21 protein-coding genes are annotated in these 17,937 nt (G+C 68.4%); 19 read left to right on the forward strand and 2 right to left on the reverse strand.

All coding sequences use genetic code 11. The features are described 5' to 3' along the window. From VGV06_03040 to VGV06_03090, 11 genes are all read left to right on the forward strand, one after another. Window positions 1-206: hypothetical protein (locus VGV06_03040; GenBank protein HEV2054130.1), on the forward strand; the 206-nt coding region annotated here is incomplete at its 5' end. Between the two features lie 92 nt (window positions 207-298). Further along, entirely contained in the window at window positions 299-1,633 is a 1,335-nt protein-coding gene (locus VGV06_03045; protein HEV2054131.1) for an ABC transporter substrate-binding protein, read from the forward strand. 63 nt (window positions 1,634-1,696) lie between these two features. Continuing rightward, window positions 1,697-2,428 (forward strand): ABC transporter ATP-binding protein, encoded by a 732-nt coding sequence (locus VGV06_03050; protein HEV2054132.1) that lies wholly within the window; start codon window positions 1,697-1,699, stop codon window positions 2,426-2,428. A 2-nt stretch (window positions 2,429-2,430) separates the two neighbouring features. After that, a complete protein-coding gene (locus VGV06_03055; GenBank protein HEV2054133.1) occupies window positions 2,431-3,135 on the forward strand; it encodes an ABC transporter ATP-binding protein in 705 nt (234 codons plus the stop codon). Between the two features lie 6 nt (window positions 3,136-3,141). Beyond that, window positions 3,142-4,005: a branched-chain amino acid ABC transporter permease gene (locus VGV06_03060; protein HEV2054134.1), complete on the forward strand. Its 864-nt coding sequence runs from the start codon at window positions 3,142-3,144 to the stop codon at window positions 4,003-4,005. Next, a complete protein-coding gene (locus VGV06_03065) occupies window positions 4,002-5,000 on the forward strand; it encodes a branched-chain amino acid ABC transporter permease (protein HEV2054135.1) in 999 nt (332 codons plus the stop codon). The genes VGV06_03060 and VGV06_03065 overlap by 4 nt, the downstream gene beginning before the upstream one ends. A gap of 446 nt (window positions 5,001-5,446) precedes the next feature. Further along, complete coding sequence (locus VGV06_03070; GenBank protein ID HEV2054136.1) at window positions 5,447-6,355, forward strand: chromosome partitioning protein ParB; 909 nt, start codon at window positions 5,447-5,449, stop codon at window positions 6,353-6,355. 11 nt (window positions 6,356-6,366) lie between these two features. Then, a complete protein-coding gene (locus VGV06_03075) occupies window positions 6,367-6,666 on the forward strand; it encodes a 4a-hydroxytetrahydrobiopterin dehydratase (protein HEV2054137.1) in 300 nt (99 codons plus the stop codon). Then, window positions 6,663-7,361, forward strand: coding sequence for an SDR family NAD(P)-dependent oxidoreductase (locus tag VGV06_03080; GenBank protein ID HEV2054138.1), 699 nt, complete (start codon window positions 6,663-6,665; stop codon window positions 7,359-7,361). Before VGV06_03075 ends, VGV06_03080 begins: the two co-directional genes overlap by 4 nt. A 58-nt stretch (window positions 7,362-7,419) precedes the next feature. Continuing rightward, window positions 7,420-8,757 (forward strand): pitrilysin family protein, encoded by a 1,338-nt coding sequence (locus tag VGV06_03085; GenBank protein ID HEV2054139.1) that lies wholly within the window; start codon window positions 7,420-7,422, stop codon window positions 8,755-8,757. Beyond that, window positions 8,754-10,049, forward strand: a complete 1,296-nt coding sequence (locus tag VGV06_03090) for a pitrilysin family protein (GenBank protein ID HEV2054140.1) — start codon at window positions 8,754-8,756, stop codon at window positions 10,047-10,049. Before VGV06_03085 ends, VGV06_03090 begins: the two co-directional genes overlap by 4 nt. Window positions 10,050-10,055: 6 nt before the next feature. Here VGV06_03090 and VGV06_03095 read toward each other — a convergent pair whose 3' ends face one another. Beyond that, entirely contained in the window at window positions 10,056-10,757 is a 702-nt protein-coding gene (locus VGV06_03095) for an HAD family hydrolase (protein ID HEV2054141.1), read from the reverse strand. After that, window positions 10,754-11,701 carry a PD-(D/E)XK nuclease family protein gene (locus VGV06_03100; protein HEV2054142.1) on the reverse strand — a complete coding sequence of 316 codons (948 nt, stop codon included), beginning with the start codon at window positions 11,699-11,701 and terminating at the stop codon, window positions 10,754-10,756. The genes VGV06_03095 and VGV06_03100 overlap by 4 nt, the downstream gene beginning before the upstream one ends. A gap of 139 nt (window positions 11,702-11,840) precedes the next feature. Here VGV06_03100 and VGV06_03105 point away from each other — a divergent pair, with 139 nt between their 5' ends. The 8 genes from VGV06_03105 to VGV06_03140 all read left to right on the forward strand — a co-directional run bounded on the left by VGV06_03105 (window position 11,841) and on the right by VGV06_03140 (window position 17,933). After that, window positions 11,841-12,032, forward strand: coding sequence for a 4-oxalocrotonate tautomerase family protein (locus tag VGV06_03105; protein ID HEV2054143.1), 192 nt, complete (start codon window positions 11,841-11,843; stop codon window positions 12,030-12,032). After that, a complete protein-coding gene (locus VGV06_03110) occupies window positions 12,029-12,916 on the forward strand; it encodes an SMP-30/gluconolactonase/LRE family protein (protein HEV2054144.1) in 888 nt (295 codons plus the stop codon). Before VGV06_03105 ends, VGV06_03110 begins: the two co-directional genes overlap by 4 nt. 37 nt (window positions 12,917-12,953) lie before the next feature. Continuing rightward, window positions 12,954-14,141, forward strand: a complete 1,188-nt coding sequence (locus VGV06_03115; GenBank protein HEV2054145.1) for an ABC transporter substrate-binding protein — start codon at window positions 12,954-12,956, stop codon at window positions 14,139-14,141. A gap of 104 nt (window positions 14,142-14,245) precedes the next feature. After that, on the forward strand, window positions 14,246-15,130 hold the full coding sequence (locus VGV06_03120; protein HEV2054146.1) for a branched-chain amino acid ABC transporter permease: 885 nt from the start codon (window positions 14,246-14,248) through the stop codon (window positions 15,128-15,130). A 70-nt stretch (window positions 15,131-15,200) separates the two neighbouring features. Then, window positions 15,201-16,181: a branched-chain amino acid ABC transporter permease gene (locus tag VGV06_03125; protein HEV2054147.1), complete on the forward strand. Its 981-nt coding sequence runs from the start codon at window positions 15,201-15,203 to the stop codon at window positions 16,179-16,181. Further along, the gene (locus tag VGV06_03130) at window positions 16,174-16,911 is read left to right on the forward strand and encodes an ABC transporter ATP-binding protein (protein ID HEV2054148.1); all 738 of its coding nucleotides are present in this window, start codon (window positions 16,174-16,176) and stop codon (window positions 16,909-16,911) included. The genes VGV06_03125 and VGV06_03130 overlap by 8 nt, the downstream gene beginning before the upstream one ends. Continuing rightward, window positions 16,908-17,621 (forward strand): ABC transporter ATP-binding protein, encoded by a 714-nt coding sequence (locus tag VGV06_03135; GenBank protein HEV2054149.1) that lies wholly within the window; start codon window positions 16,908-16,910, stop codon window positions 17,619-17,621. Before VGV06_03130 ends, VGV06_03135 begins: the two co-directional genes overlap by 4 nt. 21 nt (window positions 17,622-17,642) lie before the next feature. After that, window positions 17,643-17,933 (forward strand): hypothetical protein, encoded by a 291-nt coding sequence (locus VGV06_03140; protein HEV2054150.1) that lies wholly within the window; start codon window positions 17,643-17,645, stop codon window positions 17,931-17,933. Window positions 17,934-17,937 lie beyond the last annotated feature (4 nt).

The following is a 17,937-nucleotide window of genomic DNA, read 5'->3' on the forward strand; positions in this document are numbered from 1 at the left end:
TCCTCAAGCCGGGGGGCACGCTCCTCGCCTGCTTCTACCCATTAAAGGATTGTACGGACGGCCCGCCCTTCCCGGTCTCCCGGCCGGGCATCGAGGCCGCCCTCGGACCCTTCTTCCGCATCGTCGAGGCGGGGCCTCCCCCTGCCTCGCCCGAACGTCGGCGCGAGCTCGAGTGGCTCGTCCTGGCCGAGCGGCGCGACGGTTGATTCACCCCTGCGGGCGTGCTAGGGTTGGGCACTTTTTTCGGGACGGCCTCTGAGCGCCCGCTCGCATGTTCACAGCCAAAGGAGGCACGAGTATGAAGGTCTTCCGTATCGTCCTCGTTCTGCTGCTGATCGCCGGTGTCGGCGGCGGATTGGCCTCACGCGACCTGGCTGACGCCCAGGCGCAGACCATCAAGATCGGTCTGCTCTACGACCACACGGGACCGTTCTCGGCCGCCGGCTCCCTCAACTGCTGGCGCGGCGCCAAGATGATGATCGACCTCATCAACGAGCGGGGCGGCGTGGCGGGCAAGTACAAGATCGTGCAGGTGGACGGTGACGGCCAGTCCAAGGCCGACGTCGCCATCAACGAGGCCGAGCGCCTGCTCAACGTCGAGAAGGTGGACATCCTGGCCGGCATCTATTCGAGCGCGCACGCCGTCCCCATCGCGGAGCGCGTTGACAAGCAGAAGAAGTTCCTCTGGATCACTACGGCGATCTCGTCCAAGGTCTTCGACGGGCGCAATCTGCAGTACACCTTCCGCCCGCAGCCCACCGGTGACCAGTTCGGCGCGCTTTCTGTTCAGTACATCAACGAGTACTCGCAGGAGAAGTTCAAGAAGCCCGCCAAGGAGCTGAGGCTGGCCATCATCCACGAGGACGGCGCCTACGGCGCCGACGTGGCGCTCGGCAACGAGCTCAAGGCCAAGGAGCTGGGGCTCAACGTGGTGCTCAAGGAAGGCTACTCGATCAGCGCGCCCGATCTCTCCGCGCTGGTGACCAAGCTCCGGTCGGTGCGGCCCGACGTGCTCTTCCACACGGGCTACAACCCCGACATCGCGCTGTTCCTGCGTCAGGCGAAGGAGCAGGGGCTGCGTATGCGCGCCTACATCGGACACGGCGCCGGCCACAGCCAGATCGACAAGCTGAAGGAGACTTTCGGCGCCAAGGAGATCGAAGGCTTCCACACCCTCGACCCCATCGCCTCCCAGCTCCTCGATCCCAAGAAGCTGAAGCCCGGCGTCGCCGAGCTGACCGCCGAGATGGTCAGGCGCTACAAGACGCTCCCGGGCGTGGACAAGGACGTGGCCGACCGCGCCATCGCGCCTCACGTCTCGATGGGCTTCAACAACATGTGGATCCTGCTCAACGACGTTGTGCCCCGGGCGATCACCAAGTACGGAGGCTTCGGACCGGAGGCGCTGGCCAAGGCGGCCCGCGACACCGACATCCCGGAGGGCGGCACCATGCAGGGCTACGGCGTGAAGTTCAACCCGCCGGGCCACCGCTTCGCCGGGCAGAACGAGCGCTCATTCCCGGCGGTGTTCGAGATCATCGAGAGCAAGTTCGAGCTGGTGTACCCCAAGACCGTGGCGACCGCCCAGCCCCTCCTGCCGCTGCCGGCGTCCTCGCCGCTTGCGGCTCGCTGACCTGAGCCTCCTCGCGGGCCGGGGTGCGGAGCACCGCCCCCCGGCCCGCACGCTGCCCGCCTCGTGCTAACCGTCACCGGGGTCACCAAGCGCTTCGGGGGATTCACCGCGCTCAACCAGGTGTCCTTCGATGTGCGCGAGGGCGAGATCCTCGGGCTGATCGGCCCCAACGGCTCCGGGAAAACCACGCTGTTCAACTGCGTCTCGGGCGCGCTGCCGCCGACGGCGGGCTCTATCCGGTTCCGCGGCGACGAGATCGGCGGCCTCACGCCCGACAGGATCTGCCACCGGGGCATCGCCCGCACCTTCCAGATCCCGCGCCCGTTCCGCAAGCTCTCCATCCTGGACAACGTGGCCGTGGCCGCCCACTACGGCACCAACCAGCCGAACACCGAGGCCGAGGCGCGCCAGCGGGCGCGGGAGATGCTGGAGTTGGTCGGCCTGCCCACCGACCCTGAGGCCGCCACCACGTTGCTCGGCGCCGGCGGGCTCAAGAAGCTCGAGCTGGCGCGGGCGCTCGCCACCGGGCCGAGCCTCCTCCTGGCCGACGAGAGCCTGGGCGGGCTCGACCCGTCGGAGATGCACGACGCGGCCGAGATGCTCAAGCGCATCCGCCGCGACCTCGGGATCACCATCGTCTGGGTCGAGCACATCATGGCGACCCTCATGCGCGTAGTGGACCGCATCGTGGTGCTGGACCACGGCGAGAAGATCGCCGAGGGGCCGCCGCTCGAGATCGCCGAGCACCCGCAGGTCATCGAAGCGTACCTCGGCGAAAAGGTGGTCCTCGCATGAGCATGCTCGAGCTCTCCGGCATCACGGCGGGCTACGGCCATTTCACGGCGCTCTGGGACGTGAGCCTGCGCGTGGCCGAGGGCGAGGCCGTGGCTGTCGTCGGCCCCAATGGAGCGGGCAAGACCACGCTCCTTCGCGTGATCTCCGGCCTGATCGCCCCGCGCTCGGGCCGCATCGCCTTCGAGGGCGCCGAGCTGGCGGGCCACCCCGCCCACGATATCGTGGCCCACGGCATCTCGCACGTGCCCGAGGGGCGCCGCCTCTTCCCCGGCCTCACCGTGGCGGACAACCTCAAGATGGGCGCCTTCCTGCCCGCGGCCCGCGCCCGATACCGCGAGAGCCTGGAGCGCGTCTATACGCTCTTTCCGGTCCTCGCCGAGCGCCAGAAGCAGCGCGCGGGCAGCATGTCGGGCGGCGAGCAGCAGATGCTCGCCATCGGCCGCGCGCTCATGTCGCAGCCCAAGATCATCCTCCTGGACGAGCCCTCGCTGGGCCTGGCGCCGGTGATGGTGTTGCGCGTCTTCGACCTGATTCGCCGGGTGCGCGAGGAGGGCTACACGATCCTCGTCGTCGAGCAGAACGTGCGCCAGGTGCTCAAGCTGGTGGACCGCGCCTACCTGCTGGAAGTCGGGCGGATCAAGATGGAGGGCCGGGCCGCGGAGCTCGCCGAGCAAGACTTTGTCCGCAAGGCGTACCTGGGAGTCTGACGACCCATGGAGCCGATCTTCCTCGTCGAGGCGGCGATCAACGGCATCCTGCTGGGAGGCGTCCTGGCGCTGCTCGCCCTCGGGCTGAACCTGATCTTCGGAGTGCTCGACATCGTCTGGATCGCCTACGTCGACCTGGTCATGCTGTGCATGTACGCCATCTACTTCTTCAACGTCGTGTACGGCTGGCCCATCTGGGCGGCGGGTCTGGTCTCACTCGCCGTCGGGACGCTCCTCGGCGTCGGCGTGCACCTTCTCATCATCTCTCCTATCCTGACTAGCGCCCCCATCAATCAACTACTGGCGACGGGCGGGCTCCTCTTCTTTCTCCAGTCGGTCGCCACGTTCCTGTGGACGACGGACCACAAGACCGTGCGCCTGAGCCTGCCGAGCTACGAGATCGCCGGGATCTTCCTGCCCGCCACGCGGATTATCCCCTTCGCTATCTCCATCCTCGCCGTGATCGCGCTCTACTTCTTCCTGACGCGCACCTACATCGGCACAGCCATCCGCGCGGTGTCCCAGGACCGCGACGCCATGTCGCTGATGGGCGCCAGCCCCCAGCGCATCTACATCGTCACCTCGGCCGTGGGCGGGCTCATGGCGGGACTGGCAGGGGCGCTGCTCATCTTCCAGTACTCCGTGCACCCCTTCTTCGGCGGGCAGTTCGGGCCGCTCACCTTCATGATCTGCGTGCTGGGCGGGTTGGGGAACATGGTCGGCGCCTTCATCGCCTCGTTCATCATGAGCGAGATCATCGCCATCGGCGGCGTGGTCATCTCGACCGAGATGGGGTACGTCATCGCCTTTGTCATCTTCATCGTGATGATGTTCGTCCGCCCGGGCGGCATCATGGCAAAGCGCGAATGAGCCGCGGCCGCTTCTTTGCAGGCGTGGTGCTCGGGGTCTTGGTCGTCGCCCCCTTCCTCCCCATGGGCGGCGTGCAGCAGTACGTGCTCCACGTGGTCATCCAGATATTCATCTGGTCCTTCATCGGCCAGGCCTGGTCCCTCATGGGCCGCTTCGGCCTGGTCTCCCTCGGCCACGGCGCATTTCTCGGCGTGGGTGCGTACACGACCACGCTCCTCTGGAACTTCTACTCGCTCACGCCGTGGATCGGCGCCCTGCTCGCGGTGGCGGCGTCGGTCGCGCTCGCGGTGGTGCTCGGCATCCCGTGCTTCCGCTTCCGCGTCATCGGCCACTACTTCGCGCTGGTCACGCTGGCGGTGGGCGAGGTCATCCGCCTCCTCATCATCGCCGAGCGCGACTGGACCGGTGGCTCGCTCGGCGCGAGCCTCAAGACCGCGGGCACCGCGTCCGGACTGTGGACACTCCAGTTCGCCGACAAGCGCGTGTTCTACTACGCCTCGCTGGCCATGTTTCTGGCCGGCCTCTGGGTCTGGGACCGCGTGGACCGGAGCATGGCGCGCTCCGCGCTCGAGGCCATCGGCGAGGATGAGACGGCGGCGGCCTCGGTCGGCATCCACGTGACGCGCTTCAAGCTCGGCATCACCGTGATCTCGGCCGCACTCACCGCGCTGGGCGGGGTCCTCTACGCGCAGTACATCTCCTACGTCAACCCGGACACGCTCTCGGGCATCGGCGTGTCGCTGAAGATCGTGTTCGCCGTGGTGCTGGGCGGCATGTACTCGCTGATGGGCCCGCTGGTGGGAACCGCGCTGACGACGGCCCTGTCCGAGGGGCTGCGCATCGCCTTCGGGCTCAAGTTCCTCGGGATGGCCGACACGATCTACGGCCTGCTGCTCATCATCTTCATCATCTTCCTGCCGTCGGGCATCTACGGCTCCATCCGCGACGCTATCCGCCGCCGCTCTACCGCGTCGAAGACCACCGCACCGGCGTAGATCCATTCGCGTGTCACGGGGTGCGGCTCTGTATCCGCGTGAAGTCATACGCGTGTCGCGGGAACCTGGGGCGCCGATCCACCCAGCCCTCGCCTCGCGGCCGAGCCGCTCAGCTCGAACTGCGACCCCCGAGAACCAACGGGGGTTCGGGGGGCATCCCCCGGCTCCCGCTCACCATGGTCCTCGCGACAATTGTCTGCGACCACATCGTCCGCGGGGGCCAAGTGCGCGTCGAAGTCGCCACCCGCGTAGCGCCCGGGAGGGGTCGGGGGTCGGGGATGCCCCCCGAACCCCCATGGCCGTCGGGGGTCGCAGTTCGAGCTGAGCGGCTCGGCCGCGAGGCGAGGGCTGAGTGGATCGGCGCCCCGGCCCCCGGCCTCTCGCGGGCGCGGTAAATGCCAGGTCTCCCCTTTCCGATCGCGGAGACGTCGGGCATAATCGGCGCCATGACAACGTGGGCGGTGTATCCGGACGGTGATCCGCCGAAGGCGGTCGCGGCGCTGGCGGAGCAGGTCGAGAAGGACGGTGGGCACGCGCTCGCGATCTACCGCGAGCCCGTCGGCGACCACTGGCAGATCTTCTGCCTGCTGCCGATGGCGAAGGTCGAGCCGACGCCCTACCAGCGCGACCTCTCCCCCACCCACGTCAAGCGCCTCCAGGACGTGGTCAAGAAGATCGACCGCTTCGTCGACCCCATCGTCGTCATGTCGCCCAAGCCCGGCCTCTATTGGACGCCCAACGGCAACCACCGCCGCGCCGTCCTCGAGAAGCTCAAGGCGAAGATGGTGCCCGCCATCCTCGTGCCCGAGCACGAGGTCGCTTTCCAGATCCTCGCGCTCAACACCGAGAAGGCTCACAACCTCAAGGAGAAGTCGCTCGAGGTGATCCGCATGTACCGGGGCCTGGCGGTCGACGAGCCGTCGAGCGGCGAGGAAGACTACGTCTTCCAGTTCGAGTCGCCGCACTTCATCACGCTCGGGCTCCTGTACGAGAAGAACAAGCGCTTCGCGGGCGGCGCCTTCGCGCCGATCCTGCGCCGCGTGGACAAGTTCCTCAAGGGGCGCTTCCCGAAGACGCTCGAGGAGCGCGAGGAGCGCGCGGAGCTGGTCCGCGGGGCCGACGAGGCGCTGGCGGACGTGGTCGCCAAGATCAAGAAGCGCGGGATCAACCACCCGTACGTCAAGAACTTCGTCCTTGCGCGGACCACGCCGCTCACGCGCGAGCGCAAGACCCTGCCGTCCTTCGACCAGACCTTCAAGAAGCTCGTCGGCAACATCGAGGCCTTCGATGTCGCCAAGGTCCGGTACGAAGACATCCAGCGCTCGGCGATCATGGGCGCCCCGGCGGCCGGCTGAGAGCAGGCCGCATGGCCGCCCCGACCAAGCTCACGGACACCGAAGTCGCCGCGCGCTTCGCGGCCCTGCCGGGCTGGGCGCTCGCGGCGGGCAAGCTCCACAAGGCTTTCGTGTTCGGTGACTTCGTCGAGGCGTGGGGCTTCATGAGCGCCGTCGCTCTCGTGGCGGAGACGATGGGTCATCACCCCGAGTGGTCGAACGTCTGGAACCGCGTCACCGTGGATCTCACGACCCACGACGCCGGCGGCATCAGCGCGCTCGACTTCGACCTCGCGACGCGGATGGACACGCTGGCGGGCACGCGCGCGTGACCGGGCGCGTCGCCATCGTCACCGGCGGCACGGGAGCCCTCGGCCAGTCCGTGGTGCTCCGCTTCCTCCAGGACGGCGCCTCGGTCGCGGTGCCGTGGCTGGTGCCGGAGGAGTGGGCGAGTCTAGAGCGGCGCGTGGAGAAGGGACAGCTCGGCCGCCTGTACGGCGCCCCGGTGGATATCGTCACCGACCACGGCGCGCTCGCCGCGTTCGTCACCGACGTCCTCGCCCGCCAGAAGGGGCTCGACGTGCTGGTCAACACCGTGGGCGGCTTCGCGGGCGGCGACCTCGCCTCGACGTCGCTCGCTGAGTGGCGCCGCATGATCGACCTCAACCTGACCTCGGCCGTCATCGGCTGCCGCGCCGTACTGCCCGCCATGCGGGCCGCGCGCCGCGGCCGCATCGTCAACGTGTCCTCGCGCGCCGTGGTACCGCCGGCCGGCGGCTTCATCGCCTACACCGTCGGCAAGAGCGCCGTGATCGCGCTCACTCAGGCGCTGGCGCAGGAGGAGCGGCCGCACGGCATCGCGGTCAACGCGGTGCTGCCGAGCACCATGGATACGCCCGCGAATCGCCACGCCATGCCCGACGCCGACCGCTCGGGATGGGTCAGCACGGAGGCGGTTGCCGACGTCATCGCCTACCTCGCCTCTCCGAGCGCGGGCGCGGTCTCCGGCGCCTGCATCCCGGTCTGAGCGCTACGACCAAGGTCGTATGGACGCCGGGTCCCGCCCGCATGCTAGACTGCGCCGCATGATCGGCGCGCGGAAGCTTCTCGGCGTGGTTGCGGCTCTCGCGCTCTTCGTCTCGGGCTGCGCCACAGCCCAAACGGCCGCGCCCGCCGCCGAGTCCGCCGTGCCCGTCGTCCAGATTCTGCCCAACGGTCTCACGCTCGTCATCCAGGACCACCGCGCCGCCGACATCGTCGCCGTCTACCTCTGGGTCGCGACCGGGGTCCGCTACGAGAAGCCCGACGGTCTCGGCTACGCCCACTTTCAGGAGCACATGCTCTTCAAGGGCACGGACAAGTTCGGCCCGGGCTACATCGACCGCACCGTGGAGGGCCAGGGCGGGCGCAGCAACGCGTTCACGTCGTTCGACTACACGACCTTCCAGATCCTGGTGCCGAGCGACGGCACCCGGACCGCCCTCGGGCTCCTCGACGACCTGGCGTTCCGCTCGACCTTCGACCCGAAGGAGATCGACGCGGAGCGCCAGGTCATCTTCGAGGAGGCGCGTATCGAGACGGACAACCCCAAGAGCGCCGTCGTCCGCCAGCTCTACGGCCTGGTCTTCTCCGGCCACCCCTACGGCCGCCCCGTGCTGGGGACGCCCGAGACGATGAACGCGGCGAACCAGGCGAAGCTCAAGGGATTCAACAGCCAGTACTACACTCCCGAAAACATGGTCCTCGTGGTCGTCGGGTCGGTCGGGGCCAGGGCCGTCCGCGCCATGGTGGACGAGACCTTCGGCAAGCGCCCCAAGACCGGCTACCTGCCGCCGCCGGTCCCGCCGCTCGCCCCGATCAAGGGCATGGTGCGGAAGACGGTGGAGCGACCCGAGCAGCAGGGGCACCTGGCGCTCGGCTGGCAGGCGCCCAGCCTCTCCAACCCGGACAGCTTCGCCCTCGACCTGGTCGCGACGATCCTGGGGGGCAGCGAGAGCGCGCGCCTGCAGAAGAACCTCCGCGACGGCGAGCGGATCGTGTCCGGCATCAACATGAGCAACGCCTCGATGCAGCTCTCTGGCATCGTCTACGTGCAGACGCAGCTCGAGGCGGGCGATGTCGCGAAGGTCGAGCAGCGCATCCTCGACGAGATCGCGCGGCTCCAGAAGGAGGGCCCGACCGAGGAGGAGCGCCAGCTCGCCGTCACCAAGGCCGAGTCCGAGCACGCCTTCGCCTACGAGACGACGGACGGCGTCGCCTCGGCCTACGGCCTGGTCCAGTTGACCGGCAAGCTCGACGACGAGCTGCGCTACCTCGAGCGGCTCCGCGGCGTCACGCGCGAGCAGATCAGGGACGCGGCGCGCAAGTACCTGCCGGTGACGGACTACGCGCGCATCGCCTTCGTGCCGGGAAAGTCAAAATGACTCGACGGGTCCTCGCTCTCGCCGCCGCGCTGATCCTTCTCGCTCCCGCGGCGGCCTCCGCGCAGGGCGGCGGCGTCACGCGCACGCGCCTGCCCAACGGGCTCACGGTGCTGGTGCGCGAGAATCCGGCGGCGCCCGTCGTCGCCTACTCGCTGATGGTCACGATGGGCACGCGCACCGAGACGCCCGACATCGCGGGCATCTCCAACCTTCTCCAGCAAATGCTGGTGCGCGGCACGGAAAAGCTGGACGGTGAGCAGATCGCCGAGGCCGCGGACCGGATGGGCGGCAGCATCGACGCCTACGGGGATGCCGACTACTCGGAGATCACCGCGACCGCGCTCTCGCGCAACTGGCAGGAGATGCTGGAGCTGATCGGCGACTGCGCCCTGCGCCCGACGCTGCCCGACGGCACCGTACAGGCGGTGCGCGACTTCCTCGGTCGCCAGATCCGCAATCGCGGTGACAAGCCCTTCGACGTCGCTTCGGACAAGATGCGGGCGGCCCTCTTCGGCTCCAACCCGTATGCCTGGGATCCTCTCGGCCGCCGCGAGAGCGTCGAGAAGCTCACGCGCGAGGCGCTCCTCGCCTACTACCGCCGCTACTACGTGCCGGGACAGATGGTCTTAGCAGTGAGCGGCGACGTCAAAACCGCCGATGTGATCCCGCAGGTCCAGCGGATCTTTGGCGCTCTGCCCTCCGGCACGACCGCGAGCCCCGCCGTGCCCGCGCCGCCCGCGATGGCGGCTACGCGGGAGGTCGCCGTCGTCCCGGGCGCCCAGGCGCAGATTCTCATGGCGGCCCTCGCGCCGGCGCTCACGCATCCGGATCACCCACCGCTCAAGGTCCTCACGGCTCTCTTGGGCGGCGGCATGGCCTCGCGCTTCTTCTCCGAGCTGCGCGACCAGCAGGCGCTGGCCTACACGACGCTGGCGCAGTATCCCGCGCGCGTGGACACGAGCGCCTTCATCAGCATCCTCGGGACGGCGCCCGAGAACGTCCCCAAGGCCGAGCGTGCGCTCACGCAGCAGCTCGAGCGCATCCGGACTCAGCAGGCCTCGGCGGAGGAAGTGGCCGTCGCCCGCGCCTACGTCCTCGGCAGCCAGGCGATGGACCGGCGGACCAACGCGCGGCAGGCCTGGTACCTGGCCTTCTACGAGATCGCCGGCGTGGGATTCGAGTTCCTCGACCGCTACGCCGCCGACGTCAAGAAGGTCACGCCCGCCGACGTCCAGCGCGTCGCGCAGAAGTACCTCGGCATCCTGCGAACCGTCATCGTCCAGCCGAAGTAGCGGCGGCTAGCTCGCGAGGATCTCAGGGAACTCGCGAATGATGCGGTGGGGGCGGACAGCGCTTCCCGCCGCCAGCCCCGTCCCGTCGCGGTCGACCCAGACGCCACGCAGCCCCAGCCGTTGGGGCGCCGCCACGTCCCACTCGATGTTGTCGCCCACCATCCACGCCTCGCGCGCGGGCACTCCCAGGCGCTCGAGAACATGGCGGTACACGATCTCCTCGGGCTTGCCGGCGCCGAACTCGCCTTCGATCAGGATGGCGTCGAAGTAGCGGGCAAGGTCGTAGCGCTCGATCTTCCGGCGCTGCTGGCTCTTGTCGCCGTTGGTGACAAGGGCCATGGCCACGCCGGCCTCGCGAAGCCGGCCGAGCGCCTCGGCGACGCCCGGGAAGAGGCGCATCACGGCCCAGCGGCGGGCGGCGAAGTCCTCGGCGACGGCGGCGGCCAGGGGCTCGTTCGGGGCGCCCATCCGCTCGAGGCCGTGCGCCACGATCTTGCGCCACGCGCCCGGCATGTCCACGCGCTCGCACCGGTGGCGCTCGGGATCGTCCCAGAACCAGCGCCGCGCCTTCCGCACGGCGTCGACGAGCGCCGCCGTGTCGACTCCCGCCGGAGCGGTGACGGTCTCGCAGGCCGCGCTCCAGCACTCGTCCACCCCGCCCGAGTAGTCGAGCAGGGTATCGTCCAGGTCCACGAGGAGCGCCTTCATGCTTCGGCCGGGGCCTCCTCGGGCGCCGTGAACGGCGGCAGCTCCGGCTTGCAGACCGCGCGGAAGTTGCACCACCGGCAGATGCGCAGCTCCTCGGCCTTCTCGAAGTTGGCCTCTTCGGCGAGGTTGCGCTCGGGATCCTTGAGGTACGCCTTCATCGCGCGCACGGAGAGACGGATGTGCTCGCGGACGCGGTCGAGGCTGGCTTCGTCCCACGGGTGCGCGGTGACCTTGCCCTCGCGGAGGTTGACCTCGAGCAGGTCCACGCGCGACAGCTCGACGCGCATCACCTCGAGGGCGTACAGCGCGTAGCCGCCCAGCTGGATGCCGGCACCCGCGCCGTTGCCTCCCGTCTTCCAGTCCACGAGCTGGAGGCGGTCGGCGGCGTTCCAGTACCCGAAATCCGGTGCCGAGAAGAGCTTCGTGCCCTCGAAGGGAAAGGAGCCGATGTCCTCGATGAAGGCCCAGCGCTCGGTCGGCGTCCGCTTGATGTCCTCCAGCAGCGGCAGCCGGTGGAAGTTCCGCAGGCAGCGGACGATGTGGTCGCGGAGCGCCTGCCACTCCGAGTCGCAGATGGGGACACCGTACTCGTGCTCGAAGAGGCCCGTCCGCTTGGGGTGCTCGCGGTACACGCCGTCCTTCGAGCCGCGCCACTCGAGACGCATCTGCCGCACCGTGTCCTCGATGAGCGCGGCCTCGGACAGGGCGTGGCCATCCCGCATCGCGAGCAGGGCCCGCTCGACCGCCTCGTGCACGAGGCGGCCGGCCCACATCTGGCGGGTGCCTAACTGCTTGAGCACGTAGAGCCGCCGCACGAGCGGGTCGGCGCCGGCCTCCCAGCCGCCCCAGGCGCCGTAGTACTGGAAGTAGTAGCGGCGGCGGCACTCCTTGAAGACGTTGTCGCGCGTGCGGGACCAGGAAAACTGGTTGACGAGGTCGGCCACGACCCAAGCATAGCACCCCCCAAGACGCTGACGCGCCGCGCCGTCCCGCCGTGGCCACGGCGGCCGAAGCGTGCTAGGCTCCCTGCGCTTCCAAGTACCGCCCGGTTCGAACGCAACTGCTTGCCCACAGGAGGGCCGCATGCCATTCGTGAACATCCGCATCTATGAAGGCTGGGGCAAGGAGCGGAAGGACGAGATCGCCAGGCGCGTGACCGGCGCCATCACCGAGGTCACCGGCCTGCCCAAGGAGGCCGTGTGGGTCGTGATCGAGGAGGTCAACCCGCACGACTGGTACGCAGCGGGCAAGTCGGGGGAGCCGATCAAGAAGTGACGATCGAGATCCGCGACCCGCGCGTCACGGCCGTCGTCGGCCCCAAGGTCGAGTTCGAGAAGATCGCCGGTGGCTGCCTTTTCACCGAGGGGCCTCTCTGGCATCCCACGGGCAAGTACCTGCTCTGGAGCGACATGCCGGGCGACCACCTCCGCCGCTGGTCGGCGAAGGACGGCGTGACGACCTTCCGCAAGCCCTGCAACATGTCCAACGGCCTCACGTGGGACAGGCAGGGCCGGCTCTTGGCATGCGAGCACGCCTCGAGCCAGGTGTCGCGGACCGAGCCCGACGGCCGCATCACGCCGGTGGCGACGCACTACGACGGCAGACAGCTCAACAGCCCCAACGACATCGTCTGCGCCGCCGACGGCTCCGTCTACTTCAGCGATCCGCCGTACGGGCGCGCGGAGTTCTACGGGGTCAAGCGCCCACAGGAGCTGCCGTTCCAGGGCGTCTACCGAGCGAGCAGCGACCCGAAGCGCCCGACGCTTCTGGCGGACGACTTCGACCGGCCGAACGGCCTCTGCTTCTCGCTGGACGGCCGGCGGCTCTTCGTCAACGACACCGCCCGGAAGCACATCCGCGTGTTCGACGTGAAGCCGGACGGCGGCCTGGCCAATGGCCGCGTGTGGGCGGAGACGACGGGCGAGGGCCCGGGTGCCCCCGACGGCATGAAGATCGACTCGGCCGGCAACGTCTACTGCTGCGGCCCCGGCGGAATCCACGTTTTCACTCCCGAGGGCGCCTGCCTCGGCGTGATCCACGTGCCCGAGCGCACGGCCAACTTCGCCTGGGGCGACGACGATTCCAGGAGTCTCTACATCACCGCGTCCACGTCCGTATACCGGATCCTGGTGCAGGTGCCGGGCTTCCCGGCCCTGTAGCTCCGCTGCCGCCACACAGCTAATAAGGAGGCACACGATGATTCGCGCACTGACACTGTTGTTGGCCGCGCTGCTGGCCCTGCCCATCGCGGCCGAAGCCCAGAAGCCGATCAAGGTCGGCATGCCCATGCCGCTCTCCGGGCCTGCCGCGCTCTTCGGCGAGCCCGCCACGAAGGGCGCCCAGATGTATATCGACGAGATCAACGCCAAGGGAGGCGTGCTCGGCCGGAAGATCGAGCTGCTGACCCGGGACTCCAAGGCCGACGCGAACGAGGCGGTCCGCGTCGCCCGCGAGCTCATCCTCAAGGAGAACGTGGACTTCCTGGTGGGCACCCTGACGTCCGCCGAGGGGCCGGCCGTCTCCGTCGTCGCCAAGGAAAACAAGATCGTCTTCATCGCGCCCATCCCGAAGACCGACCAGCTAACCGCCCCCGACAAGCTCCACCCCTACGTCTTCCGCGTGGCCGCGAACACGACCATGGAAGGCAGGAGCGCGGCAGAGATCGTGGCCAGGTGGCCCGTCACCAAGATTGGGACGATCGCCTTCGACTACGCGTACGGCCAGGACGTGACCCGCGCCTTCGTCGAGCACATCAAGAAGATCAAGCCCAGCGTGGAGATCGTGGACCAACAGTGGCCTAAGCTCGGCGAGCAGGACTACAACCCGTTCATCAACGCCCAGATGGCGAAGAAGCCCGAGGCGGTGGTCTCGTCCATCTGGGGCGGCTTCTTCGTCACCTTCTCCAAGCAGGCCAAGGCGCTCGGCTACTTCGACGCCCTCAAGTACAACTTCATCGGCTTGGGCGAGGCGGGCTCGCCGGAGACGACCAAGGCGATGGGCGCTGACTACCCGACTGGCATCTGGGGCAACTCCTACGACGCCTTCTACTGGGAGGACAACCCGGGCGCCCACAAGGACTACACCGCGCGCGTGTCCAAGTACCTCAAGGACGAGTACCCGTCCTCCTGGGCCATCCAGGGGTACATCGGGATGCAGTTCCTTGTCGAGGCGATCAAGAAGGCCAACAGCACGGACTCGGACAAGGTCGCCAAGGCGCTGCTCGGCTTGAGCGTCGATACGCCGGTGGGCAAGCTGATCCTTCGCGAGAAGGACCACCAGGCGAACCGCGGGCAGCTCTACGGTAAGACCGCGAAGGACGCCAAGTATCCCTTCTCGATCATGAAGCCCGTCACGTACGTCGACCCGACCAAGTTCATGGACTAGCCCGACTCTCCCCCTCACCCTGCCCTCTCCCCCGCGACGGGGGTGAGGGAATCTTGAACCCTCTCCCCTCGGGGGAGACGGCAGGGTGAGGGGGAACCTCCCTCGTGCCCGATCTCTCGTTCGTCTTCGCCCAGTCGCTGAGCGGCCTCACCGCCGCCATGTTCCTGTTCCTCATCGCCTCCGGGCTCTCGCTCATCTTCGGAGTGCTGCGCGTCCTCAACTTCGCCCACGGCACCTTCTACATGCTCGGCGCCTACTCGGCCTACCAAATCGTCCAGTGGCTGGGCACGGGGCCCGTGAGCTTCTGGGTGGCCGCTCTTGGGGCCGCGACGAGTGTCGCCCTGCTGGGTGGAATCGTCGAGCGATTCCTCTTCCAGCGCCTCTACGGCAAGGAGGAGCTGTACCAGCTCTTGTTCACCTACGCGCTCGTCCTCGTCCTGGGCGACGCGGCGAAGATCATCTGGGGCACCCAGCAGAAGTCGCTGAGCCGGCCGCCGGGGCTGACCGGCGCGCTCTCGCTCTTTGGGGCGACCATCCCGTACTACAACCTGTTCATCATTCTCCTCGGCCCGGCCATCGCGCTCGGGTTCTGGTTCGCGCTCCAGCGCACTCGCGCCGGCCGCTTCATCCGCGCCGCCGCGCTCGACCGCGAGACGCTGGGTGCCCTCGGCGTGAACGTCAACGCGCTCTACACCGGCGTCTTCGTGCTCGCATCGTTCCTCGGCGGCCTGGGCGGCGCCCTCATCACGCCGATGCGCGCCATCGTGCCCGGGATGGACACGGAGGTCATCGTCGAAGCCTTCGTGGTCGTGGTCATCGGCGGGCTCGGCTCCTTCTGGGGCACCTTCCTCGGGGCGCTCATCTACGGCCAGGTGCTCTCCTTCGGCATCCTCTTCTTCCCGCGCTTCTCTATCTTCTCCATCTTCGCCCTCATGGCGGCCGTGCTGATCATTCGCCCTTGGGGCCTCCTCGGGAAGCCCCTGAAATGACCCCGTGGGAAGTCCGCCCGAACGACGGGCGCCGGAGGCCCTGCGCAGGCGCCTCGGCGGCCAAATCCTGATGATCAACAAAATCCCGTGGGCCCTGGTGGTCCTCGTGGCGGCGTTCTTCGTGCCGGCGGCGGGCTCGCGCTACTACACCTTCCTCGCCAACGACGTCGTCATCTGGGCGCTCTTCGCCACGAGCCTCAACCTGCTGGTCGGCTACACTGGGCTCGTCTCCTTCGGCCACGCCGCCTACTTCGGCATCGGTGCCTACGCGACCGGCATCCTCATGAAGAAGATGGGCGTGTCGTTCCTCCTGGCCTTTCCCGCGGCCGGCGTCCTGGCCGGGCTCTTCGCCCTCCTCTTCGGCTTCTTTTGCGTGCGCCTCACGCGGATCTACTTCGCCATGCTGACGCTTGCCTTCGCCCAGATCGTCTGGGCGATCTGCTTCAAGTGGAACGAGGTGACCGGCGGCGAGCAGGGCATGCCGGAGATCCCCTACCCGGATTTCGGCTGGCTGGAGCGGGTGGCGGCGTGGCTGCCCTTCGTGGGCGGCTACCGGACGTCGGAATACTTCTATTTCCTCACCCTCCTCCTCGTCGCCGGGTGCCTCTGGCTGCTCCGCCGCGTCGTGGGCTCGCCGTTCGGCCGCATGCTCACCACCATCCGCGAGAATCCGGAGCGCGCAGAGTTCATCGGCGTCAACGTGCGCCGCTACGAGCTGGCGGCCTTCGTCGTCGCGGGCGCCTTCGCGGGGCTCGCGGGCGGGCTCTTCGGCATCTTCAACCGGGGCGTCTTCCCCGACTTCGCGTACTGGACCAAGTCCTCCGAGGTGCTGATCATGACGCTCTTGGGCGGCATGGCCACCTTCATCGGCCCGGCGCTGGGCGCCCTCGCCCTCATCTGGCTCAACCAGCAGATCGTCTCCTACACGCAGTACTGGCCGCTCATCCTCGGCACGATTCTCATCGTGCTGCTCTTCGTCTTCCCCGGCGGGATCGCGGGAGCGGTGGAGTCAGCGGTGCGCCGGCTCCGGCGGAGGCGCCAGGTTGCTTGACGTCCGCGATCTCCGCAAGAGCTTCGACGGCTTCCAGGCCGTGGGCGGGGTCAGCTTCAGCGTCTCGCGCGGCTCGATCAGCGCCATCATCGGGCCCAACGGCGCGGGCAAGACGACGCTCTTCAACCTCATCACCGGCCACCTCCGGCCCGACGCGGGCAGCGTCAGCTTCAATGGCCACGAGGTCACCGGCATCGCGCCGCACGACCTCTGCCGCCTGGGCATGGGCCGGTCCTTCCAGCGCACCAACATCTTCCCGCGGCTCACGGTGTTCCAGAACATCCAGGCGGCGTTCCTTTCCCACCGCGGCCGCGGCTGGAACCTTCTGGCCCGGGTGGACCGCCTCTACCGCGACGAGACCGAGGCGCTGCTCGACTCGGTGGGACTCCTCGACAAGGCCGGTGAAGTCGCCGGCTTCCTCTCCCACGGCAACCAGAAGCAGCTCGAGCTCGGCATCACGCTGGCGCTCGAACCCGAGATCCTCCTCCTCGACGAGCCGACGGCGGGCATGTCGGCCCAGGAGACGCGCGACTCCATCCGGCTTATCGAGCGCATCGCGCGCGAGCGCGGGCTGACGCTCCTCTTCACCGAGCACGACATGGAGGTGGTCTTCGCCATCGCCCACCGCATCACCGTGCTCCACCAGGGCGAGGTCATCGCCGACGGCACGCCCGAAGAGGTGCGCCGGCATCCTGAAGTCCGCCGCGTGTACCTGGGGGAGCGGCGGTGAAGGCGGCGCCGATCCTGGCGGTCGAAGAGGTCTTTACCTCCTACGGCCTGTCGCAGGTCCTCTTCGGTGTCTCGCTGGAGGTGGCGGCGGGCGAGTGCGTCTGTCTCCTGGGCAGGAACGGCGTCGGCAAGACGACGACCATCCGGAGCGTCATGGGGTTGACCCCGCCGCGCGAGGGGCGCGTGGTCTGGAAGGGACGGGACATCGCCGGCCGCCAGCCCTACGAGATCGCCGCCCTCGGCATCGGCTTCGTGCCAGAAGATCGCCGCATCTTCGCCGATCTCACCGTGTGGGAGAACCTCGACGTCGCCGCGCGCAGCCGAGGAGGGAGCTCGGGGTGGACCCTCGAGCGCGTTTTCGACCTCTTCCCCAAGCTTCGCGAGCTGGTGGGCCGGCAGGGCGGCTTCCTCTCCGGCGGCGAGCAGCAGATGCTGACGATCGCGCGCACGCTCATGGGCAACCCCGAGCTGCTGCTCCTCGACGAGCCCTCCGAGGGCCTGGCGCCGCTCGTCGTGGATCACCTCAAGGAACAAATCGCCCGACTCAAGCAGGACGGCCTGACCACCCTCCTCGCCGAGCAGAACGTGGACTTCTGCCTCGACCTGGCCGACCGCGTCTACGTCCTCGAGAAGGGCCGGATCCGCTACGAAGGCACCGCCGCTTCATTCCGGGAAGACGAGTCCATCCGCGCCCAATACCTCGCGCTCTGATTTTCTGGTAGGGTGTGGGCCATGGCGACCTTCACGCTGACGTGCCCCTGCTGCAGCGGCCGGCTGACGATCGACCCCAAGCTCGAGGCCGTGGTCGCCCACGAGCCCCCGCCGCGGGCGAGGTCCGGGCTCGGCCTGGGCGACGCGATCACCTCGCTCCAGGGCGAGGCGGCCAAGCGCGAGGAACGCTTCCGGGAGCAGATGAAGGCCGAGCAGAACAAGTCGAAGGTGCTCGACGCCAAGCTCCAGCAGGCTTTGAAGAAGGCCAAGGACGATCCCTCGAAACCCATCAACCCCATGGACATGGACTAGCACC

It is taken from the genome of Candidatus Methylomirabilota bacterium (assembly GCA_035936835.1).
GTDB lineage: Bacteria > Methylomirabilota > Methylomirabilia > Rokubacteriales > CSP1-6 > AR37.

What these genes read in the sequence shown, in the direction of transcription:
- VGV06_03065 (HEV2054135.1), top strand. Translation starts at nt 4,002, where the DNA reads ATGAGCCGCGGCCGCTTCTTTGCAGGCGTGGTGCTCGGGGTCTTGGTC.
- VGV06_03060 (HEV2054134.1), top strand. Translation starts at nt 3,142, where the DNA reads ATGGAGCCGATCTTCCTCGTCGAGGCGGCGATCAACGGCATCCTGCTG.
- VGV06_03095 (HEV2054141.1), bottom strand. Translation starts at nt 10,757, where the DNA reads ATGAAGGCGCTCCTCGTGGACCTGGACGATACCCTGCTCGACTACTCG.
- VGV06_03070 (HEV2054136.1), top strand. Translation starts at nt 5,447, where the DNA reads ATGACAACGTGGGCGGTGTATCCGGACGGTGATCCGCCGAAGGCGGTC.
- VGV06_03055 (HEV2054133.1), top strand. Translation starts at nt 2,431, where the DNA reads ATGCTCGAGCTCTCCGGCATCACGGCGGGCTACGGCCATTTCACGGCG.
- VGV06_03115 (HEV2054145.1), top strand. Translation starts at nt 12,954, where the DNA reads ATGATTCGCGCACTGACACTGTTGTTGGCCGCGCTGCTGGCCCTGCCC.
- VGV06_03140 (HEV2054150.1), top strand. Translation starts at nt 17,643, where the DNA reads ATGGCGACCTTCACGCTGACGTGCCCCTGCTGCAGCGGCCGGCTGACG.
- VGV06_03090 (HEV2054140.1), top strand. Translation starts at nt 8,754, where the DNA reads ATGACTCGACGGGTCCTCGCTCTCGCCGCCGCGCTGATCCTTCTCGCT.
- VGV06_03105 (HEV2054143.1), top strand. Translation starts at nt 11,841, where the DNA reads ATGCCATTCGTGAACATCCGCATCTATGAAGGCTGGGGCAAGGAGCGG.
- VGV06_03125 (HEV2054147.1), top strand. Translation starts at nt 15,201, where the DNA reads ATGATCAACAAAATCCCGTGGGCCCTGGTGGTCCTCGTGGCGGCGTTC.
- VGV06_03045 (HEV2054131.1), top strand. Translation starts at nt 299, where the DNA reads ATGAAGGTCTTCCGTATCGTCCTCGTTCTGCTGCTGATCGCCGGTGTC.
- VGV06_03075 (HEV2054137.1), top strand. Translation starts at nt 6,367, where the DNA reads ATGGCCGCCCCGACCAAGCTCACGGACACCGAAGTCGCCGCGCGCTTC.
- VGV06_03085 (HEV2054139.1), top strand. Translation starts at nt 7,420, where the DNA reads ATGATCGGCGCGCGGAAGCTTCTCGGCGTGGTTGCGGCTCTCGCGCTC.